The 18,218-nt window shown below is 74.1% G+C and carries 17 protein-coding genes; 5 read left to right on the forward strand and 12 right to left on the reverse strand.

Annotated features, from left to right (window positions below; genetic code table 11):
* Window positions 1–24: 24 nt before the first annotated feature.
* From ABZZ17_RS11580 to ABZZ17_RS11630, 11 genes are all read right to left on the reverse strand, one after another.
* On the reverse strand, window positions 25–789 hold the full coding sequence (locus tag ABZZ17_RS11580) for a spherulation-specific family 4 protein (RefSeq protein ID WP_356874567.1): 765 nt from the start codon (window positions 787–789) through the stop codon (window positions 25–27).
* Complete coding sequence (locus ABZZ17_RS11585) at window positions 777–1,772, reverse strand: NAD-dependent epimerase/dehydratase (protein WP_356874569.1); 996 nt, start codon at window positions 1,770–1,772, stop codon at window positions 777–779. Before ABZZ17_RS11585 ends, ABZZ17_RS11580 begins: the two co-directional genes overlap by 13 nt.
* A gap of 100 nt (window positions 1,773–1,872) precedes the next feature.
* On the reverse strand, window positions 1,873–2,868 hold the full coding sequence (locus tag ABZZ17_RS11590; protein WP_356874571.1) for a hypothetical protein: 996 nt from the start codon (window positions 2,866–2,868) through the stop codon (window positions 1,873–1,875).
* Window positions 2,865–4,493 (reverse strand): DUF3492 domain-containing protein, encoded by a 1,629-nt coding sequence (locus ABZZ17_RS11595; RefSeq protein ID WP_356874573.1) that lies wholly within the window; start codon window positions 4,491–4,493, stop codon window positions 2,865–2,867. Before ABZZ17_RS11595 ends, ABZZ17_RS11590 begins: the two co-directional genes overlap by 4 nt.
* A 208-nt stretch (window positions 4,494–4,701) precedes the next feature.
* On the reverse strand, window positions 4,702–6,327 hold the full coding sequence (locus tag ABZZ17_RS11600) for an ABC transporter ATP-binding protein (RefSeq protein ID WP_356874575.1): 1,626 nt from the start codon (window positions 6,325–6,327) through the stop codon (window positions 4,702–4,704).
* On the reverse strand, window positions 6,324–7,316 hold the full coding sequence (locus tag ABZZ17_RS11605) for an ABC transporter permease (protein ID WP_356874577.1): 993 nt from the start codon (window positions 7,314–7,316) through the stop codon (window positions 6,324–6,326). The genes ABZZ17_RS11600 and ABZZ17_RS11605 overlap by 4 nt, the downstream gene beginning before the upstream one ends.
* The gene (locus ABZZ17_RS11610; protein WP_356874579.1) at window positions 7,313–8,296 is read right to left on the reverse strand and encodes an ABC transporter permease; all 984 of its coding nucleotides are present in this window, start codon (window positions 8,294–8,296) and stop codon (window positions 7,313–7,315) included. Before ABZZ17_RS11610 ends, ABZZ17_RS11605 begins: the two co-directional genes overlap by 4 nt.
* Window positions 8,293–10,047, reverse strand: a complete 1,755-nt coding sequence (locus tag ABZZ17_RS11615) for an ABC transporter substrate-binding protein (RefSeq protein WP_356874581.1) — start codon at window positions 10,045–10,047, stop codon at window positions 8,293–8,295. The genes ABZZ17_RS11610 and ABZZ17_RS11615 overlap by 4 nt, the downstream gene beginning before the upstream one ends.
* Window positions 10,048–10,236: 189 nt before the next feature.
* Window positions 10,237–10,332: an Ms4533A family Cys-rich leader peptide gene (locus ABZZ17_RS11620; RefSeq protein WP_356874583.1), complete on the reverse strand. Its 96-nt coding sequence runs from the start codon at window positions 10,330–10,332 to the stop codon at window positions 10,237–10,239.
* A gap of 70 nt (window positions 10,333–10,402) precedes the next feature.
* Entirely contained in the window at window positions 10,403–11,881 is a 1,479-nt protein-coding gene (locus ABZZ17_RS11625) for a DUF3152 domain-containing protein (RefSeq protein WP_356874585.1), read from the reverse strand.
* A 5-nt stretch (window positions 11,882–11,886) separates the two neighbouring features.
* The gene (locus ABZZ17_RS11630) at window positions 11,887–12,867 is read right to left on the reverse strand and encodes an alpha/beta hydrolase (RefSeq protein ID WP_356874587.1); all 981 of its coding nucleotides are present in this window, start codon (window positions 12,865–12,867) and stop codon (window positions 11,887–11,889) included.
* 133 nt (window positions 12,868–13,000) lie between these two features.
* Between ABZZ17_RS11630 and ABZZ17_RS11635 the strand changes: the two genes are divergently transcribed.
* The 4 genes from ABZZ17_RS11635 (at window position 13,001) to ABZZ17_RS11650 (ending at window position 14,780) form a co-directional block, all read left to right on the forward strand.
* Window positions 13,001–13,216 carry a hypothetical protein gene (locus ABZZ17_RS11635; RefSeq protein WP_356874589.1) on the forward strand — a complete coding sequence of 72 codons (216 nt, stop codon included), beginning with the start codon at window positions 13,001–13,003 and terminating at the stop codon, window positions 13,214–13,216.
* Between the two features lie 157 nt (window positions 13,217–13,373).
* Window positions 13,374–14,012 carry a TetR/AcrR family transcriptional regulator gene (locus ABZZ17_RS11640; RefSeq protein WP_356874591.1) on the forward strand — a complete coding sequence of 213 codons (639 nt, stop codon included), beginning with the start codon at window positions 13,374–13,376 and terminating at the stop codon, window positions 14,010–14,012.
* Window positions 14,013–14,132: 120 nt separating this feature from the next.
* A complete protein-coding gene (locus ABZZ17_RS11645) occupies window positions 14,133–14,360 on the forward strand; it encodes a DUF3107 domain-containing protein (RefSeq protein ID WP_356874593.1) in 228 nt (75 codons plus the stop codon).
* Window positions 14,361–14,477: 117 nt separating this feature from the next.
* Window positions 14,478–14,780, forward strand: coding sequence for a hypothetical protein (locus ABZZ17_RS11650; RefSeq protein ID WP_356874595.1), 303 nt, complete (start codon window positions 14,478–14,480; stop codon window positions 14,778–14,780).
* Between the two features lie 106 nt (window positions 14,781–14,886).
* Here the strand turns inward: ABZZ17_RS11650 and ABZZ17_RS11655 are convergent, their stop codons facing one another.
* A complete protein-coding gene (locus tag ABZZ17_RS11655) occupies window positions 14,887–15,645 on the reverse strand; it encodes a ferritin-like fold-containing protein (protein WP_356874597.1) in 759 nt (252 codons plus the stop codon).
* 449 nt (window positions 15,646–16,094) lie between these two features.
* Between ABZZ17_RS11655 and ABZZ17_RS11660 the strand changes: the two genes are divergently transcribed.
* Complete coding sequence (locus ABZZ17_RS11660) at window positions 16,095–18,170, forward strand: DEAD/DEAH box helicase (RefSeq protein ID WP_356874599.1); 2,076 nt, start codon at window positions 16,095–16,097, stop codon at window positions 18,168–18,170.
* The last annotated feature ends 48 nt before the right edge of the window (window positions 18,171–18,218 follow it).

The following is an 18,218-nucleotide window of genomic DNA, read 5'->3' on the forward strand; positions in this document are numbered from 1 at the left end:
CCCGTAACACTGCCACGCCCCTCTTCATTCCGAGACACCCGGTCCGATCCGCGAGACGATTTCGTCCCAGTACCCGGGCATCGAGGCCCAGGGGTCCCGGTCCCCGGCACCCCGCCGGTCCGTGAACCAGATGGTCCTGGCACCCTGCCAGCGGGCGATCCGGACGGCCTCCTCCAGGTGGGTGCGGGGCACGCCGTGGACGAGGTGGCAGAACCGCTCCGGCGGGTACTCGGCCGTCCACTCCGCGACCTGCGACCAGCGGTAGTCCGCCCAGGCCCCGGAGAAGGTGACCAGCTGGTCGGCGGCCTCGGCGTAGCCCTCGCAGGGGTGGGTGCCGTGCCCGAGGACGATCCGCAGGTCCTCGCCCAGCCCCCGCAGGGTCTCCACGACCCGGCGCACGGAGGCGAGTTCCGACCGGTCGGCGGGGGCGTCGGCGAGGTAGAAGCCGCCGACCCCGTACCAGTCGCGGAAGCGGTGGGCGTCGGAGACCAGCTCCCCGAACGACCGGCTTCCGTCCCGCAGGGCGAGATGTCCGAGGAGCCGGGGGCCGTCGCCGCCCGGACCGCGCAGCTTCGCGGAGGCCTCGGAGCAGTGCGGGTCGGGCCGGCCGCCCGGGCCGTCGGTGACGTTGAGGACGGCCCAGTGCAGGGGGGTCCCGGGGCGGGTCAGCTCGGCCCATTCGACGGGGGCGAGCAGGGGATGTGCGTAGCCGGGGGCGCCGAGACCGAGGCGGCCGGCCCCGGTCGCGGCGTCCGCCGGGGTTCCCGGCGGCGTGGTCAGATGCGGCACGCCGCCTCCATCCAGATGTCCGCGAGGGATTCCTCCAGGTTGATCCGGGGCCGCCAGCCGAGCCGGTCGCGGGCGGTGCGGACGTCGGCCTGCTGCCAGGCGCCGCAGCCGTCCGGGTAGGGGTAGGGCTGCGGGGCGCTGCCGGCGAGCTGCTCGGGGGTCGCCTCGGAGCGGGGCGAGCCGATGGCGGCCAGGCCCGGCGGCCGGCCGGGGTGCGCGTGCTGCTGGGGCAGGTCGAGCTCGTGCAGGGCGCCCCCGTACCCGGCGACCCGGGCGAGGACGGCCGCCGCGTCGCGCAGCCGGACCGCGCGGCCGGTGCCGATGTTGACGACGCCCTGGGCGGCGGAGAGGGAGGCGGCGTGCACCGCCCGGGCGACGTCCCGTACGTCCACGAAGTCCCGCTGCACGCCGAGGCCGCTCAGCTTGAGCTCGCCGTCCCCCGACTGCATGGCGCGCCGCATGGCCTCGGCGAGCCGGCCGAGCGGGGAGCCGGCGGGGGTGCCGGGGCCGACGGGCGAGAAGATCCGCAGGACGACGGCGTCCAGACCCGATCCGAGGACGAGTTCGGTGGCGGCGAGCTTGCTGACGCCGTACGGTCCGCCGGGTCTCGGGACGGCGTCCTCGGCCGTGGACGAGCCGGGCTGGCTGGGCCCGTACTCGGCGGCGCAGCCGAGCTGGACGAGCCGGGCCCCGCAGCCGCTGCGGCGCAGCGACTCGCAGATGGTGGCGACGGCGACGGTGTTGTGCCGGGTGAGTTCGCGGGCGCCGCCGCGGGTGGCGCCCGCGCAGTTGATGACGACGCCCGGGTGGACGGCGTCGAGGAAGCGGGTGAGCGCGCCGGGGCTGCCCGTGGCGAGGTCGAAGCGGACGTCGGCGTCGTCGCCGCGGCCGAGCGCGGTGAGCTGGACGGCGGGGTCGGCGAGCAGCCGGTCCGCGACGTAGCGTCCGAGGTAACCGTTGGCTCCGATCAGCAGCACCCTCATCGCGCCGCCCCTTGGTTGTTTGGCTGGCCGGTCATCCTGTTTCTCCTTGGCTGGTGGGGTCGGTATCGGGGTACGGCGCTCCGGCGTCGGTTCCGAAGGCTCAGGGACGCGCGTGTGCCGAGGCACGGGACAGCGCGAGGAAGGCGTGTACGAGGAGTCCCGCGGCGGCGGCGGACACCACCGCCGGGGACGGGACCAGGGCGAGGACCAGGGCCGCGGCCACGGGCGCGCGGTGGGCGCCGTGGCCGAGCAGCAGGCGGGCCAGGAACAGCAGCACCGCGAGCGGCACGGCCTGCGCGAGGGGGGCTCCGGTCACCGCGGCCGCCCCCGTGGCGGCCGCGGTGAACAGCAGGAGGGTCCCGGCGAGCAGGGGCCGCGCCCCGTCGGCGAAGTCCTCCAGGGCCCGGCTCGCGGCGAGCCGGCGCCGGGCCCGGGCGGCGAAGAGGACTCCGGCCAGGTACCCGGGGGCGACGGCCAGGGCGAGGCCGGCGCCGAGGGCCGGTCCGTGCAGGTGCGCGGCCCAGCCGACGGCGGCGGCCGCGAGCAGGTGGGCGGCGTAGGGGAACCGTCCGCCGGCGCTGCGCCCGGGCCACACGAGGGCCCCGGCGGTGACGAGCGCCGCGAGGGGTCCCGCCCACGGCGTCCCGGCGGCGGCCGCGCCGACCGCGAGGGCCCCGGGCAGCAGGGAGTACCCGAAGCCGCGCAGCGCGCGGGGGCCGGCCGGCATCCGGGCGGGCGGGGCGGGGCGGTCGTCGTCGCGCGGGGTGCGGGCGTACAGCTCTTCCGCGAGGGAGAAGACGTCGCGGTGCCGGAACCGGGCGGCGGTGCGGTCGGTGATGCCGTGCGCTTCGAGCCCGGCGGCGATCTCCAGCGGGTCGACGGCGCGTTCGCAGAGCTCCCGGTGCCGGTGCAGCAGGGTTTTGACGGGGTCACCGCCGGCGGTCCGCCGGCGGGGGGCCTGCGGGGCGGAGCCGGCGGGGTCCGTCCGCGGGGACGGCCCGGCCTCCTCGGCGGGGGCAGGGGCGGCGGCGGGGCCGGGCGCTGGGGCGGGGCCGGGTGCGGCGCCCGTGACGGGGCCGGGGTCGAGGGCGGTCATACGGCGGCCTCCGTGATCCCGGAGGGGCCGGCCGTGGAGCCGGGGGCCGCCCAGGTGGGGGTGGTCCAGTGCCCCGGGACCCGGGCTTCGGCGGGCTGCTCGAAGGGGATCTCCCCGTCGGGCCGTGCGGAGCCGCGGGCCAGGAGCCGGAGGTAGATGTCCTGGAAGGCGGTGACGTTCTGCTCGACGGTGAACAGTTCCAGGGCCCGGGCCCGGGCGGCCGCGCCGAGCCGCTGGGCCCGTTCGGGTTCCCCCAGCAGCGCGAGGCAGGCGTCGGCGAGGGCGCGGGGGTTGCGGGGCGGGACGACGAGTCCGGTGCCGCCGATGACCTCGCAGACGGCGCCGACGTCGGTGGAGACGGTGGCCCGGCCGCAGAACATGGCTTCGGCGAGGGTGATGGGGAAGCCCTCGATCACCGAGGACAGCACCACGATCCGCCCGGCGGCGTAGGCGTCGGCCGGGGAGGGGGCCTCGGGACCGCCGACCTCCTCGAAGGTGACGGGGCTCTCCCCCACCGTGCGGGCGTCGGCGGCCTCGTCGGGGAAGAGCTGCGCGGCCAGGGAGCGGCAGTCGGCGAGGTAGTCGACGGACACGGCGCCGGGGGCCACGGAGGTGGCGAAGATCCGCAGCCGGGTCCGCGGGGCGGCCTTGCGGACCTCGGCGAAGGCGTGCAGCAGGGCGATGAGGTCCTTGGCCGGCTCGATCCTGCCGACCCACACCAGGGTGTCGGGGTCGCCGGATTCCGTGTCCTCGCCGACGGCGGCGAATCGGTCCGCCTCCATCCCCGGGTACACGGTCCGCAGCCGTTCCCGGGGTGCGCCGCAGCGTTCCTGCCAGCGGCGGGCGTGGGCGTTGCCGGGGGTGAGCAGGTCGGCCCGGGCGTAGATCTCGCCGGCGAGGCGGGTGTGGAAGGCGGCGAGGAGGGCGCGCAGCGCGGGCCGGGCGCCGTCGGGGTCGGCCAGGTAGTGGGCGCGGAGCTGGACCCCGTACTCGGTGACCAGCAGCGGGACTCCGAAGAAGCGTTTGGCCAGGAGGCCGGGGATGGCCGCGACCCCGCCGGCCGCGGCGTGGCAGACGTCGGCCGTGCCGAGTCCGGAGCCGCAGTCCTCGTACCAGTCGAGGGACAACGGGCGCAGCGCGCGCTCCAGTTCGTCGACGAACTCCAGCAGGTCGGGTACCTGCGCCGCACGTACGGCGCGGCCCGCGCCGGGGGCCCGGCAGGCCGACTCGACGGTGCGCACGGCCGTCTCCGAGCGCAGCGCCGCGTACATCCCGCCCTGTTCGCGGGCGAGTTCGGCGAGGGCGTAGAGCCCGGTGGCGAAGGGGTCGGCCTGGCCGGCGCAGACGCCCCGGACGAGGTCCCCGAAGGCTTCGGCGAAGCGGCGCCGCTCGCGCCGGGAGTGGGTGCGCCCGTCGTCGGCGGGGGCCCACAGCGGTGCGGTCCGTACCCGGGTGACGTGGTCGGGGAGCGGGACGCGGCCGCGCTCTTCCTGGCCGGCGCTGCGGCTCAGCGCGTAGAGCTCGAACTCGTGCTGCGGGAGCCCGCGCACGAGCCGGTCGCACCACAGCCTCGCCTCTCCGGCCGCATACGGATATCCGCCTTCCGTGAGCAGTGCGATCCGCATGAGTGGCACCCCCGATCTCCCGTTCAGGAGGTCGCCGTTGGCCCGGCGACCCGCCGCGGAAGAACTCAAGCGGATATGCCGAAGGCGCGACGGACGGTTGTCCGTCGCGCCACCGGAAGGGGTGAAGAGTCGTAACTTTCCCGTACGGTTCGCGTTCGAGCACGCTAGGAAAGGGTGTCTTCCCGGCGCCCGGCCGGGCCCGGGCGCCCTAGGCGAAGGCCTCCTGCCGCGCGGAGCGCCTGCCGGCCGCCAGGGCGGGGTCCAGGGCCGGTACGGCGTCGAGCAGCCGGCGCGTGTACGGGTGGGCGGGCCGGTCGTAGACGCGGTCCACGGGGCCCTCCTCGACGATCAGGCCGCCGCGCATGACGGCGACCCGGTCGCTGACCTGCCGGACCACCGCGAGGTCGTGCGCGATGAAGACGAGGGCGATGCCCAGCTCCCGCTGGAGTTCGGCCAGCAGCGCCGTGACCTGCGCCTGGGTGGTGACGTCGAGGGCGGAGACGGGTTCGTCGCAGACGATCAGCCGGGGCCGGGGCGCGAGCGCGCGGGCGATGCCGACGCGCTGGCGCTGGCCGCCGCTGAACTCGTGCGGGTAGCGGTCGTAGTGCCCGGCCTCCAGACCGACGCGGGCGAGGAGTTCGCCGACCCGGGAGCGGATGGCCTTCTCGTCGCGTTCCCCGGCGGCGCGCAGCGGGTCGGCGACGGACTCGCCGACGGAGCGGCGCGGGTTGAGGGAGGACACCGGGTCCTGGAAGACCATCTGGGCGCCGGCGGCGATGCCGGTGATCTCGGTGCCCGCGTGCCGGACCTGGCCCGAGCTGGGCGGCAGCAGGCCGACGAGCATCCGTCCGAGGGTGCTCTTGCCGCTGCCGCTCTCCCCGACGATGCCGAGGGTCTCCCCGGCGCGCACGGCGAGCGAGACGCCTCCGACGGCGGCGATCCGGCGCTTGCCGCGGCCGAACTCCCGGCTCAGCGCGAAGGCCTCGACGACGGGCGCGGCCTCGGTGTCGGCGGGCCGCAGCCGGGTCGGGCGCGGGGTGTCCAGCCGGGGCACGGCGGCCAGCAGGGTCCGGGTGTAGGGGGCTTCGGGGGCCGAGAGGACCTCGGTGACCGGGCCCCGTTCGACGGCGGCGCCGTCGCGCATGACGAGCAGGTCGTCCACGTTCTCCGCGGCGACGCCCACGTCGTGGGTGACGAGCAGCAGGCCGAGGCCGCGTTCCTCGCGCAGCCCGTGCAGCAGGTCCAGGATCTGGGCCTGGACGGTGACGTCGAGGGCGGTGGTCGGCTCGTCGGCGATGAGCAGCTTCGGCTCGCAGGCCAGGGCCATCGCGATGAGGGCGCGCTGGCGCATGCCGCCGCTGAACTCGTGGGGCCGGGCGCGGGCCCGCCGGACGGCGTCCGGGATGCCCACCCGGTCCAGGACCTCGACGGCCCGGGCCCGGGCGGCCCGCCGGGAGACGCCGGCGTGGATCCGGTGGACCTCGGCGATCTGGTCGCCGATGGCGTAGTACGGGTCGAGGGCGCTCAGCGGGTCCTGGAAGACCATCGCGGCGGCGCCGCCGCGCAGCCGGCGCAGTTCGGCGGTGGTGGCGGTGGCCACGTCGGTGCCGTCGACGCGGACGGTCCCGGAGAGGCGGGCGCCCGTGCCGTGGTGCAGCCCGAGCAGGGCGGCGGCCACGGTGGACTTGCCGCTGCCGGATTCGCCGACGATGCCGAGGGCGCGGCCGGCCTCCAGGGTGAAGGAGACGCCGTCGACGGCCCGTACGTGTGCGCCGGGTCCGCCGACCGGGAAGTCGACGACGAGGTCGTCCACTTCGACGAGGAGTTCCGTCATGCGAGGGCCACCCTTCGGTCCGCGACGGCGTAGAGCAGGTCGGCGACGGCGCCCGCGATGACGACCGCCGCTCCGATGGCGAGGACGACGCCCACGACCACGGGCAGGTCGACGACCCGCACTCCGTCGATCAGCGTCTTGCCGAGGCCGGGGATGCCGAAGAGGGACTCGGTGAGCACCGCGCCGCCGATCATCGTGCCGAAGTCGACGGCGCTGAGGGCGATCACGGGGGCCACGGCCCCGCGCACGGCGTGCCGGGTGACGATCGCCCGCTCGCCCACGCCGTAGGCGCGGAAGGTGCGGATGTGGTCCTCGGCGAGCGTCTCCAGGGTGGAGCTCCTGGTCAGCCGGGCGTACTTGGCGCTTTCGAAGAAGCCGAGCGTGACCCAGGGCAGCAGCATGTTCCAGGCCCACTGTTCGGGGTCCTCGGTCAGCGGCACGTAGGTCGGGAACGGCAGCCACTGGAGGTAGGCGCACACCGTCATGAGCAGCAGCAGGCCCAGGATGAACACCGGGGTCCCGGTACCGGCCAGGGTGAGGACGGTCAGGGCGCGTTCGGTGAGGCCGCCGCGGCGGAGCGCGGAGAGCAGCCCGGTGCCGACGCCGACGACGAGCCAGATGACCAGCGCACCGAGCGCGAGGGACAGGGTCGCGGGGAGCCGCTCCAGGAGCAGCTCGGTGACCTGCCGGTCGTTCTGGTAGGAGAAGCCGAGGCAGGGCGCGTCGCAGTGCAGCAGCAGTCCGGCGCCGCCGGAGTAGTCACGGCCCGCCAGCAGTCCCTGGAGGAAGTGCAGGTACTGCACGATCACGGAGTCGTTGAGCCCGAGCTGTTCGCGGACCTGGGCGATCTGCTGCGGGCTGCAGCGCTCGCCGCAGGCGAGGCGGGCGGGGTCGCCGGGGGCGACGTAGAAGAGGGCGTAGATGAGGACGGACAGGGCGAGCAGGACGAGCAGGGCGCCGCCGGTCCGTTTGAGCACGAAGCGGGTCACGCCCTGCGCTCCTTTCTGGTGCCGACCCGCAGGCGCGAGCCTTCGCGCGGGTCGAGGGCCGTGCGGACGGCGTCGCCGAGGACGGTGAAGGCCAGCACGGTGACGAAGAGCAGCCCGGCGGGGAGCAGGACGTAGGTGGGGTCGGCGCGGAACCAGGTCTGCGCGCTGGACAGCATCTGCCCCCAGGAGGGGGTGGGGGGCTTGACGCCGACCCCGAGGAAGGACAGCGAGGCCTCCGCCACCATGGCGGTGGGGACCTTGATCGCCGCGAGGGTGATGACGGGCGCGGCCAGTGAGGGCAGCAGTTCGCGGCGGGCGATCCGCAGGGTGCCGTTGCCGGAGAGCCGGGCGGATTCGACGAAGTCGAGGCCGTTCAGGGCGAGGGTCTGGGCGCGCACCATGCGGGCGGTGCCGCCCCAGTCGAGCAGCCCGATGATCAGGATGAGCAGCAGCGGGCGGGGGAAGTCGGGCGGGACGACGGCGGTGAGGGCGATGCCGATCACCAGCATGGGCAGCGCGATCATCACGTCGGTGAAGCGGCCGATGAGCTGGCTGACGAAGCGGTTGCCGAGGGCGGCGGCGAGGCCGACGCCCACCCCGACGGCGATCTGCACGGCGGTGGCGCCGAGGGCCACGAGCAGCGAGACCCGCGCTCCGTAGAGGAGGCGGGTGAACAGGTCGCGGCCGGTTCCCGGTTCGACTCCGAGCCAGTGATCGGCGGAGACGCCGCCGAAGGAGCCGAGGGGGACACCGCCGCGTGCGGAGTCGACGAGTTCGTCGTGGTAGGCGTTCGGATCCTGGCCGGTGAGCTGGGCGAACAGGGGTGCGGTGAGGGCGAGCAGGACGAGCAGGGCCAGGACGGCGGCGGCCGCGAGGGCCGCGGGGCGGCGCAGCAGGCGCCGTACGACCTGGCGCGCGGCGCCCGCCGCCGGGGTGACGACCCCGGCGGCGGACACCGGCTTTTCGATCAGGACGCTCACTTGACGGAGACCTGCGAGATGTCGAGGACGCCGGTCCAGTCGCTGATGACGACGTTCTTGACGTCCTTGCCGACGAGGCGCTTGTAGACCGGGTGGAACAGGGGCACGTCGAGGGCCTGCTCGCCGATCTTCTTGTCGAGGGCGCCCCAGCGCTTCCCGGCGGCCGCGAGGTCGGTCAGCTTGGCGATCTCGTCGATCTCGGTGTTCACGGCCGGGTCGTCGAGCTGGGCGTGGTTGTAGTTCGAGCCGTTGGTGACGATCTGCCGGCCGTCGAAGATCGGGGCCAGGAAGGGGGCGCCGGAGGGCCAGTCGGCGCCCCAACGGGAGAGGAAGAAGCCGGGGGTGTTCTTGACGTCCCAGCGCTTCTCGTTGAAGGCGTTGTTCTCCAGGCCCTCCAGCTTGACGGTGATCCCGGCGGCGGCGAGGGCCTGCTGGACGGCGGTGGCGACCTCGGGGCTGGTCTGCCGGTTCTGGGCGGTGGAGTGGGTCAGGGTGATGGTGAGGCCGTCGGGGAAGCCGGCTTCCTTGAGGAGCTCCTTGGCCTTGGCCGGGTCGCCGGTCTTGCCCGCCGGGAAGTGGTCGTAGGGCGCGTACCCGAAGGCCTCCCGCTCGGGGAGGAAGGTGGTGGCGGGCTCGGCGAGGGCGGAGCCGCCGGCCGCGTTGATGACGCTGGTGCGGTTGACGGCGTACGAGATCGCCTGGCGGACCTTCGGGTTGTCGAAGGGGGCGACCTTCGGGTTGAAGGCCAGGTAGTTGACGTAGCCGAAGTGGCCGGTGCCGACGCGGGCGGCCAGCTCCTTGTTGTCGCCGATCTGTGCGAGTTCGGCGGGTCCGAGGTTGGTGTCGGTGGTGACGGCGGCCGCGTCCGGGCCGGAGCTGGTGGACAGCCGCTGGTTGATGACCGCCGCGTCGAGGCCGGAGCGGACGTCGATCTTGTCCGGGTAGGCCTTGCGCTCCTCGTCGGTCTTCTCGTCCCAGTGTTCGTTGCGCTCCAGGGTGAGGTGCTCGCCGTCGCCCTCGTTCTTGACGACCTTGTACGGGCCGGAAGAGACCGGGTGCTCCTCGTACTTGACTCCGGTGTCCTTGCCCTTGGGTACGGGGGCGAACTGCGTCTGGGTGGCGAGGAAGGGGAACTCGCCTTCGGGCTTGCGGAGTTTGAAGACGATCGTCTTCGCGTCCGGCACCACGATGGAGTCGAGTCCCTTTCCGCCGTCCTTGTAGGGGCCCTCGTAGCTCTCGCCGCCCACAAGCCAGTCCCGCAGGTAGGGGGCGCCGCCGGAGAGTTCGGCGGCGAAGGAGCGCTCGATGCCGTACTTGATGTCGGCGGTGGTGATCGGGGAGCCGTCCTCGTACTTGAGTCCGTCCTTGAGCGTGTACGTCCACTCGGTGGCGTCGGCGTTGGGCTTGCCGAGGTCGGTGGCGAGGTCGGGGACGACCTTGGCGCCGGCCGGTCCGTCCTCGCGGTTGCGGGTGGTCAGCGTGCGGAACACCAGCGAGGGAACGTTTCCGCCGCCCGAGGTGTAGAGGCGGGCCGGGTCGAAGTCGCTCTGCGGCTCGTTGTTGAGGACGCTCAGGGTGCCGCCCTTCTGCGGGGCGCCCCCGGTGGCGCCCGGCTTGTCACCGGCGCCGGTCTTCTCCGCGGCGTCCTTGGGCCCGCACGCCGCGGCGCCCCCGGCCAGTACGAGGCTGACGGCGACCGCGGCCACACGGCGCGATATCTGGGACTGACGGGCTGGACCGACGGAAAGCATGGGAAAGGGGTACCTCTCGGCGTGGAGTGGAATGCGGAAAGGGCCACGCGAGGGCAGCTGTCACCGGTCGGCGAAAGGTTCGGGAACCGGAGGGAACGAGGCGGCCGCGCCCGCGGGCGGAAGGCCCGGGCGCGGCGAGACGGTCGATGACGGGACGGTCAGAGACGGGGTCGCGCGCTCAGGCAGGCGTCAGCGACAGAAGATGTCGGCCACGCTGTGCGCGGCCACACCGAGGAGCGCCAGCTCGATGGCGGCGCTCGCGGAGACGGTGTGGTGGTGCGACATGCGGAGAACAATTACCGATCAGCGGACACCTTGTCAACGAAAGAACCGGCCGCCGATCCGCCGGTTCCCGTCAACCCCCGGGGAAAACCCAGGGATTGGCCTTGCACTGAATGTTGTTGATGTCGAGGGATTTCGTCTGCTGCTGCATGATCGGCGCGAGCGCGCCCGGCGTCTGGCAGCTCACGTGCCCGTGCCCGAGGCGGTGCCCGACCTCGTGGTTGATGAGCATCTGCCGGTACGCGAGCATCTGGTCCGCGCCGTAGGTCGGCGAGCCCTGCGCCCAGCGGAACGCGTTGATCATCACGCGTTCGGTGGAGGCGGAGTCGCAGGAGACGTTGTCGACGGTGGTGTCCAGACCGGACTTGGCGCACCAGACGCCGGTGGTCCCCGGGCTCGCCAGGGTGATCACGAACTCGGCCTCGCCGCCCGGCACCCGCTCGAAGGTCATCGCGCCGTTGTGGGCCCAGCTGCGCGGGTCGTTGAGGGTGCGCTGCACGGCCTCCGCGAAGAGCTGGTGGTCCAGGCCCAGCCCCTGCTCGACGTCGACCCGGTAGCGCACCACCTTGCCCTTGCCGGGCGCCTTGACCACGCCGGGCACGGTGTCGAAGGCGCCCGGGCCCTTCAGCTGGGCGTCGATGGGCAGTTGCAGCGCCATCTGCTGCTCGAACGTCAGCTGCGGCGCGGGCGCGGCCACGACCGGCGGCGGGGAGGCAGGCGTCGGGCGGCCGTCGGAGCGGGAGGCCGCCGACTCGCTCACGCGGTCGGGAGTGTCGTCGCCGGCCGCGGCCGCCCCGCCCGCGGACTCGCCGTCGAGGGCCACCTGCCCCGCGACGACGACGGCCAGGACGGTGGTGACGGCCGCGGCGGCCATCCCCGTGTACGTACGGATCTTCGCGCCGCGCCCGGGTCCGGGGCGGTCCCCGGCGGTCGCCCCGGGCTCCGGCGCCGCCTCGGACTCGGTCGGCCCGGGCTCCCTCGGCCCGGGCACGAGCGGCGCCCCGGCCGCACGCGGCGGCGGGGCCGTGACCCGGGGGAAGCCGGCGGCGGGCGTACCGAAGGGCGGGGTGTCGGTGTCCCGGACCGGCGGCGGGGCGTACGCGGTGGTCCGCGGGACCCCCCGCCAGTCCCCGTACACGGCGCCCCGCACCGGCTCCGGCGAGGGGTTCGCGCCCCAGGCCCCGCCCGGTTCGCGCTGCTCGGGCCGCCCGCCGGGCCGCGCTCCGGGCCGGGCCGCGGGGGCGTATCCCCGGTGGATGACGGTGGGTTCGGGCGCCCGGCGCGGGGCGGGCGGATCCTCGTAGGACGCGGGGGGCGGCGCGTAGCGGTCCTGGGCCCGGTCGTGGGGGGCGGGCGCCCCGTAGGGCGGCGGATCGTACGGCGCCGGTTCGTAGGGCGGCGGTTCGTAGGGCGGCGGTTCGTAGGGCGGCGGTTCGTAGAGGGCGCCGGGGGGAGGTCCGTACGGATCCTCGTACGGGTCCTCGTACGGCGCGGGCTCCGGCCGGGCGGCGGCAGGGGCGGGGGAAGGGGCCTTGCGACTATGTCGTCCCACGGTCCTCAGCCCTTGCCGTCTTCGGCGTCTCGGTCGGTGTCGTGCAGCAGCTCCCGGAAGGCGGCGGCCACCACCTCGGGGTACTCCATCATCGCCACGTGCCCGGCCTCGGGCAGGCACAGCAGCCGCGAACCCCGGAAGGCCGCGGCGGCCTTGCGCGCCATACGGTACGAGACCAGTTGGTCGCGGCCACCGTAGACCAGCAGGGTCGGGGCGAGCACGCGCTGCGCCTGCCGCCACAGCCCGTGCTGCCCGCCGAGGGTGTAGGCGTCGACGATCCCCCGTGACGAGCGGGTCATCGCCTCCCAGAAGTACGGCAGGGCCATCCGCCGTTCCATCTCCTCGACGGCGTGCGCGAACCCCTCCGGTGTCACCCGGGAGGGGTCTCCGTAACAGAGGCCCGTCACCCCCCGGGTGCGCTGCTCGGCGGTCAGCCCGCGGGTGAGCCGCACGAGCAGGGGGGCCATGCCGGGCACCGCCAGCAGGGCGGTGGGGACGGCCGATCTCTGCACGCGCAGCTCCGGCAGCGCCGGGGAGACCAGCGTCAGGGTCCGCACCAGGTCGGGCCGGACCGCCGCGACCCGGGTGGAGACGGCCCCGCCGAGGGAGTTCCCGAACAGGTGGACCGGCCCGCGCCCGGCGGCGTCGAGGTGACGGATGACGGCCCGGGCGAGCGCGGTCACCGAGTAGTCGCGGTCGGCGGGCGGCGGGGACCAGCCGAAGCCGGGGAGGTCGACCGCCTCGCCGTCGACGGTGCCGGCGAGCTGCTCCATGAGCACGGACCAGTTCTGGGAGGAGCCGCCGAGTCCGTGCACGAAGAGCGCGGGCGGCAGGTCGTCCCGTACGGGTGGCCGGAAACGTACGTTCAGCTCCAGGCCCGGCAGCGCGACGGTGCGCAGCTGCTCTCCTTCGGCCACCCGCACCGCTCCCACCTGGGAGTTCGGCTCGGGGGTGGACCGCACACCCGGCAGCTCGGTCGAAGACATGGGGCAATGTTACGAGAGGATCACGCTCACCCCCCTGTCTTCCCTTGTGTTGGCGGTCACAGGACCGCCTGGCGGCGCATCCCCGATCCTCCTAGGCTCGTAGTGAGGTACGAGCGAAGGCGAGGGGAGCGCGATGACTGTCGACCCTGCGGAACCGGACACCTTCCGGGGGAGGATTCCGGAGATCACCGACCCCGAGGCGCCCGAAGCGGACGCCGCGGAACAACTGGCCGAACTCCAGCCGCAGGAGGACGACCCGCTGTCCGGTCTGGAGCCGGGAGAGGCACCCGAGGCGGACGCCGCCGAACAGGCCCGGGTGGTCCCGCTCGACGAGGAGGACTACCGCTGACGGCCCGCACGCACCGCCCGCCCGCCGCTGACCAGCGTGTCCGGCTGGTCCGTACCGCGAGAAAACTCGGCTTGAACCCACCAGATCGGGTTACCGAAAAGTACGATGGCGGCGCGGCGCAGAGCGCACTGTGTACTGAAAGAAAGTGGGAGGCGGCGTGACAGCCATCGAGCAGACCGAGGCAGCGCGTCCGCGGGGCACGCGACTGCCGCGCCGCGCCCGGCGCAACCAGCTCCTGGGCGCGGCCCAGGAGGTGTTCGTCGCGCAGGGCTACCACGCCGCCGCGATGGACGACATCGCGGAACGCGCCGGAGTCAGCAAGCCGGTGCTCTACCAGCACTTCCCCGGCAAGCTCGACCTCTACCTGGCGCTGCTGGACCAGCACTGCGAGGCACTGCTGCTGGCGGTGCGCACGGCGCTGGAGTCGACCAGCGACAACAAGCTGCGCGTGGCGGCGACGATGGACGCCTACTTCGCGTACGTCGAGGACGAGGGCGGCGCCTTCCGGCTCGTCTTCGAGTCGGACCTGACGAACGAGCCCGCGGTGCGCGAGCGCGTCGACCGCGTCTCGCTCCAGTGCGCCGAGGCCATCTCCGACGTCATCGCCGAGGACACGGGCCTGTCGAAGGACGAGTCGATGCTGCTGGCCGTGGGCCTGGGCGGGGTCTCGCAGGTCGTGGCCCGGTACTGGCTGTCCAGCGAGAGCCCGGTCGCCCGGGACACCGCGGTCGGCCTGCTGACCTCGCTGGCCTGGCGGGGCATCGCCGGTTTCCCGCTGCACGGCACCGACGCCTGACCGGCGGCTGTTCGCTGCGAGCGTGTCCGCCGCGAGCCGATCGTGTCCCCTCTCCGGGCTAATGTGGACCGGGTACGGCGCGGCTGATCGCGCGAACCGGACCGTCGGAGGGACAAAGCCGTGGAGGTCAAGATCGGCGTGCAGCACGCACCCCGGGAGATCGTGCTGGAGAGCGACCTGAGCGCCGAGGAGCTGGAGAGCATCGTCTCGGCCGCTCTGTCGGGCACGGCGCCGCTGCTCAGCCTCACCGACATCAAGGGCCGCAAGGTCCTGGTGCCGTCGGACCGCCTGTCGTACGTCGACCTGGGTGAGCCGAGCGCGCGCAAGGTCGGTTTCGGAGCGCTCTGAAGCACCGGGAACTGAGAGGAACGGCCCGGCGGTTGACCCCGCCGGGCCGTTTCCCTTTCGTCCCCTTCGGGTAGGACCGCAGTGACCCGGTTTGCCCTGACGTATGGGAGTGACCAGATGCTGCTGATGGAGGCGCTCGGCTCCGGCCTGCTGGGCCTCGCCCTGTCCGGCGCGGCCGTGCGCGGACTCGCCAGGCGGCTGCCGTCTCCCAGAACGGTCCTGGTCAGCGGTGTGGCGGGGGCGCTCTTCGGGGCCTACCTCACGCACACGGCGCTGGGTCCGGGGCACAACACCCTGGCCGCCACGTTCGTCGGCGCCGGCCTGGTGTCGGCCGTCGTGCTCTCGCTGCTCCTGCGTCCGGCCCAGCACTCCGGGAGGCCGCCCCGCCGGGCTCCGTTTTCGCTCCCGTCGCGGGGCTGAGACCCCCGGACGAGAGCCGACCCCCGGACGAGAGCAGGGGCCCTGACGGACAGGGCCCCTGAGTCGTGATCCGGTGCGTGACCTGTGATCCGGTGCGTGACCGGGGTCAGGCCGCCAGGCCCAGCGCGGCCATCCGCTTGGTGTGCGCCTTCGTGATCCGGGTGAACATCTCGCCGACGGCCGCCAGGTCGAAGCCCGCCGCCATTCCGTCGACGCCGCCGACCAGCATCGTCGACAGCGCGTCGCGTTCCGCGACGACCCGCTGCGCCTGCGAGAGGGCCTCGCCCATCAGCCGGCGCGCCCACAGCGCGAGGCGGCCGCCGCAGCGCGGGTCGGCCTCGATCGCGGCGCGGACCTTCTCGACGGCGAAGCCGCCGTGGCCGGTGTCGTCGAGCACGCCGACGACCAGGGCGCGGGTGTCGGTGTCGAGGTGGGTGGCGACCTCGCGGTAGAAGTCGCTGGCGATCGAGTCGCCGACGTACGCCTTGACCAGGCCCTCCAGCCAGTCCGACGGGGCCGTCTGGCGGTGGAAGTCGTCGACGCCCTTGGCGAAGGGCTCCATTGCGGCCGTCGGCTCGGTGTCGATCGCGGCGAGCCGGTCGCGCAGCCGCTCGAAGTGGTGGAACTCGGCGGAGGCCATCTTCGCGAGTTCGGCCTTGTCACCGAGGGTGGGTGCGAGCTTCGCGTCCTCCGCGAGCCGCTCGAAGGCCGCGAGCTCTCCGTACGCCAGCGCGCCGAGGAGGTCCACGACGGCGGCCCGGTACTGCGGCGACGCCGAGGCGGTCGCCCAGTCCTGGGCGGCGATACCGTGCGCCTCGGCGGGGGTGCCGTCGTCGGCGGGAGATGCGTTTTCTACGGTCGACATGCTCCGCACAATAGCCGCCCGAAAGGCCGCACAAGGCACCACTCCCGCACACTGTCAGTCCACGTAAACGCGCCTACCCGGTGAATTCACCCGACACAGCTGCGCGATTCCGGGGTACAGTGGTAATGCGCCTGCCGAATACTCGGCGGGCCATCCGAATGAGGATGCCCGGTCGGTGGCCCGATCGGCTCCAACCCGACCGCCCTCGGTGTGGTGCGTACGTCCATGCGTACCGCCTCCGCACGAGGGGCCCCCTCAGCGGCAGAAGCGCTTGAGCGAAGGCTAGTGGTCCCGCGCAGCTTCGTACGTAGCAGTACTGCAAGCACGGCACGGTACGACCCCCCTCGCCGCCTCGCGCCGCGTCTCACAGAAGAGGCAGCACCCTGACTACGTTCCGAGACCTCGGGATCTTTCCCGAGACGGCCGAGGCCCTTGAGGCCGTCGGCATCGTGTCCCCCTTCCCGATCCAGGAGATGACCCTCCCCGTCGCCCTTTCCGGCACGGACGTCATCGGCCAGGCCAAGACCGGTACCGGCAAGACGCTGGGCTTCGGTCTCCCCCTGCTGGAGCGGGTCGTCGTCCCCGCGGACGTCGAGGCGGGCCGGGCGACGCCCGAGCAGCTGACCGACGCCCCGCAGGCCCTCGTGGTGGTTCCGACCCGCGAGCTGTGCACCCAGGTCACCAACGACCTCCTGACCGCGGGCAAGGTCCGCAACGTCCGCGTCCTCGCCATATACGGCGGCCGCGCGTACGAGCCGCAGGTCGAGGCGCTCAAGAAGGGCGTCGACGTGATCGTCGGCACCCCGGGCCGCCTGCTCGACCTCGCCGGCCAGAAGAAGCTCGACCTGTCCAAGGTCAAGGCCCTCGTCCTCGACGAGGCCGACGAAATGCTCGACCTGGGCTTCCTGCCCGACGTCGAGAAGATCATGGGCTACCTGCCCGTCAAGCGTCAGACGATGCTGTTCTCGGCGACCATGCCGGGCGCCGTCATCGGGCTGGCCCGCCGGTACATGACGCAGCCCACGCACATCCGCGCCGTCTCCGAGGACGGCGAGGGCGCGACCGTCGCCAACATCAAGCAGCACGTCTTCCGCGCGCACAACATGGACAAGCCGGAGCTCGTCTCCCGCATCCTCCAGGCCGAGGGCCGTGGCCTCGCCATGATCTTCTGCCGCACCAAGCGCACCGCGGCCGACATCGCCGAGCAGCTGGAGAAGCGCGGCTTCGCCTCCGGCGCCGTCCACGGCGACCTGGGCCAGGGCGCCCGCGAGCAGGCGCTGCGCGCGTTCCGCAACGGCAAGGTCGACGTGCTGGTGTGCACCGACGTCGCCGCGCGCGGCATCGACGTCGAGGGTGTGACCCACGTCATCAACTACCAGACGCCGGAGGACGAGAAGACCTTCCTGCACCGCGTGGGCCGCACCGGCCGCGCGGGCAACAAGGGCATCGCCGTCACCCTGGTCGACTGGGACGACATCCCGCGCTGGCAGCTGATCAACAAGGCGCTGGAGCTGGACTTCCACGACCCGGTCGAGACGTACTCCACGTCCCCGCACCTGTTCGAGGAAATGAACATCCCGGCCGGCACCAAGGGCGTCCTGCCCCGCGCCGAGCGCACCCGGGCCGGCCTGAAGGCCGAGGACCTGGAAGACCTGGGCGAGACCGGCGGGCGCGGTGCCCGTGGCGGCCGCGGCCCCGCTGCCGCCGCCGTGGTGACCGAGGAGCGCCCCGCGCGCACCCGTACGCCGCGTCAGCGCCGCCGCACCCGTGGTGGTGCGGACCTGGGCTCCGAGACCGTGGACGCCCCGGCGGCCCCGGCCGTCTCCGAGGCCGCTCCGGCGGGCGACGAGCCGCGCAGGCCGCGCCGCCGCCGGACCCGCGTGTCCGCCACGGCCGCCGCCGCCGCGGTGGCCGAGGCCGCCGTCGTCGAGGCGCCGGTCGCCGAGGCCCCGGTGGTCGCCCCCGCCGCGGCTCCGGTCGTCGCCCCGGCCCCGGCCGAGGCTGCGGTCGTGGCCGAGGAGGCCCCGGTCAAGGCGCGCCGCACCCGGACCCGCAAGGCCGCCGCGCCGGTCGCCGAGGTGGTCGCCGAAGCGGCCGTCATCCCGGCCCCGGCCGAGGAGGCCCCGGCCGCGCCGCGTCGCAGCCGGGCCCGCAAGGCCGTGGCGCCGGCCGCCGAGGCCGTCGTCGTCCCGGCTCCTGCCGTGGCCGAGGAGGCTCCGGTCGCGCCGCGCCGTCCCCGCGTCCGCAAGGTCGTGGCGCCCGCCGCCGACGAGCCGGACTTCCAGATGGCCCCGCTGGTGGAGCCGGTCAAGGCCCGCCGCACCCGGCCGCGCAAGGTGGTGGAGGCGGCTCCGGTCGCCGAGGCCGCCGCGCCGGCCGAGGAGGCTCCGGCGAAGCCGAAGCGCACCCGGACCCGTAAGGCCGCTCCGGCCGCCGAGGCCGCCGCTGCGGTGGCCGAGGAGGCCCCGGCCAAGCCGCGCCGTACCCGCGCCCGCAAGGTCGCGGAGACCGCCCCGGAGGCGTAGGGCTCACACCCCGTGAACGGCCCCGGTCCCCTTTCGAGGGGGGCCGGG

The sequence above is a fragment of the Streptomyces sp. NPDC006512 genome, from assembly GCF_040611935.1.
Taxonomy (GTDB): Bacteria; Actinomycetota; Actinomycetes; order Streptomycetales; family Streptomycetaceae; genus Streptomyces.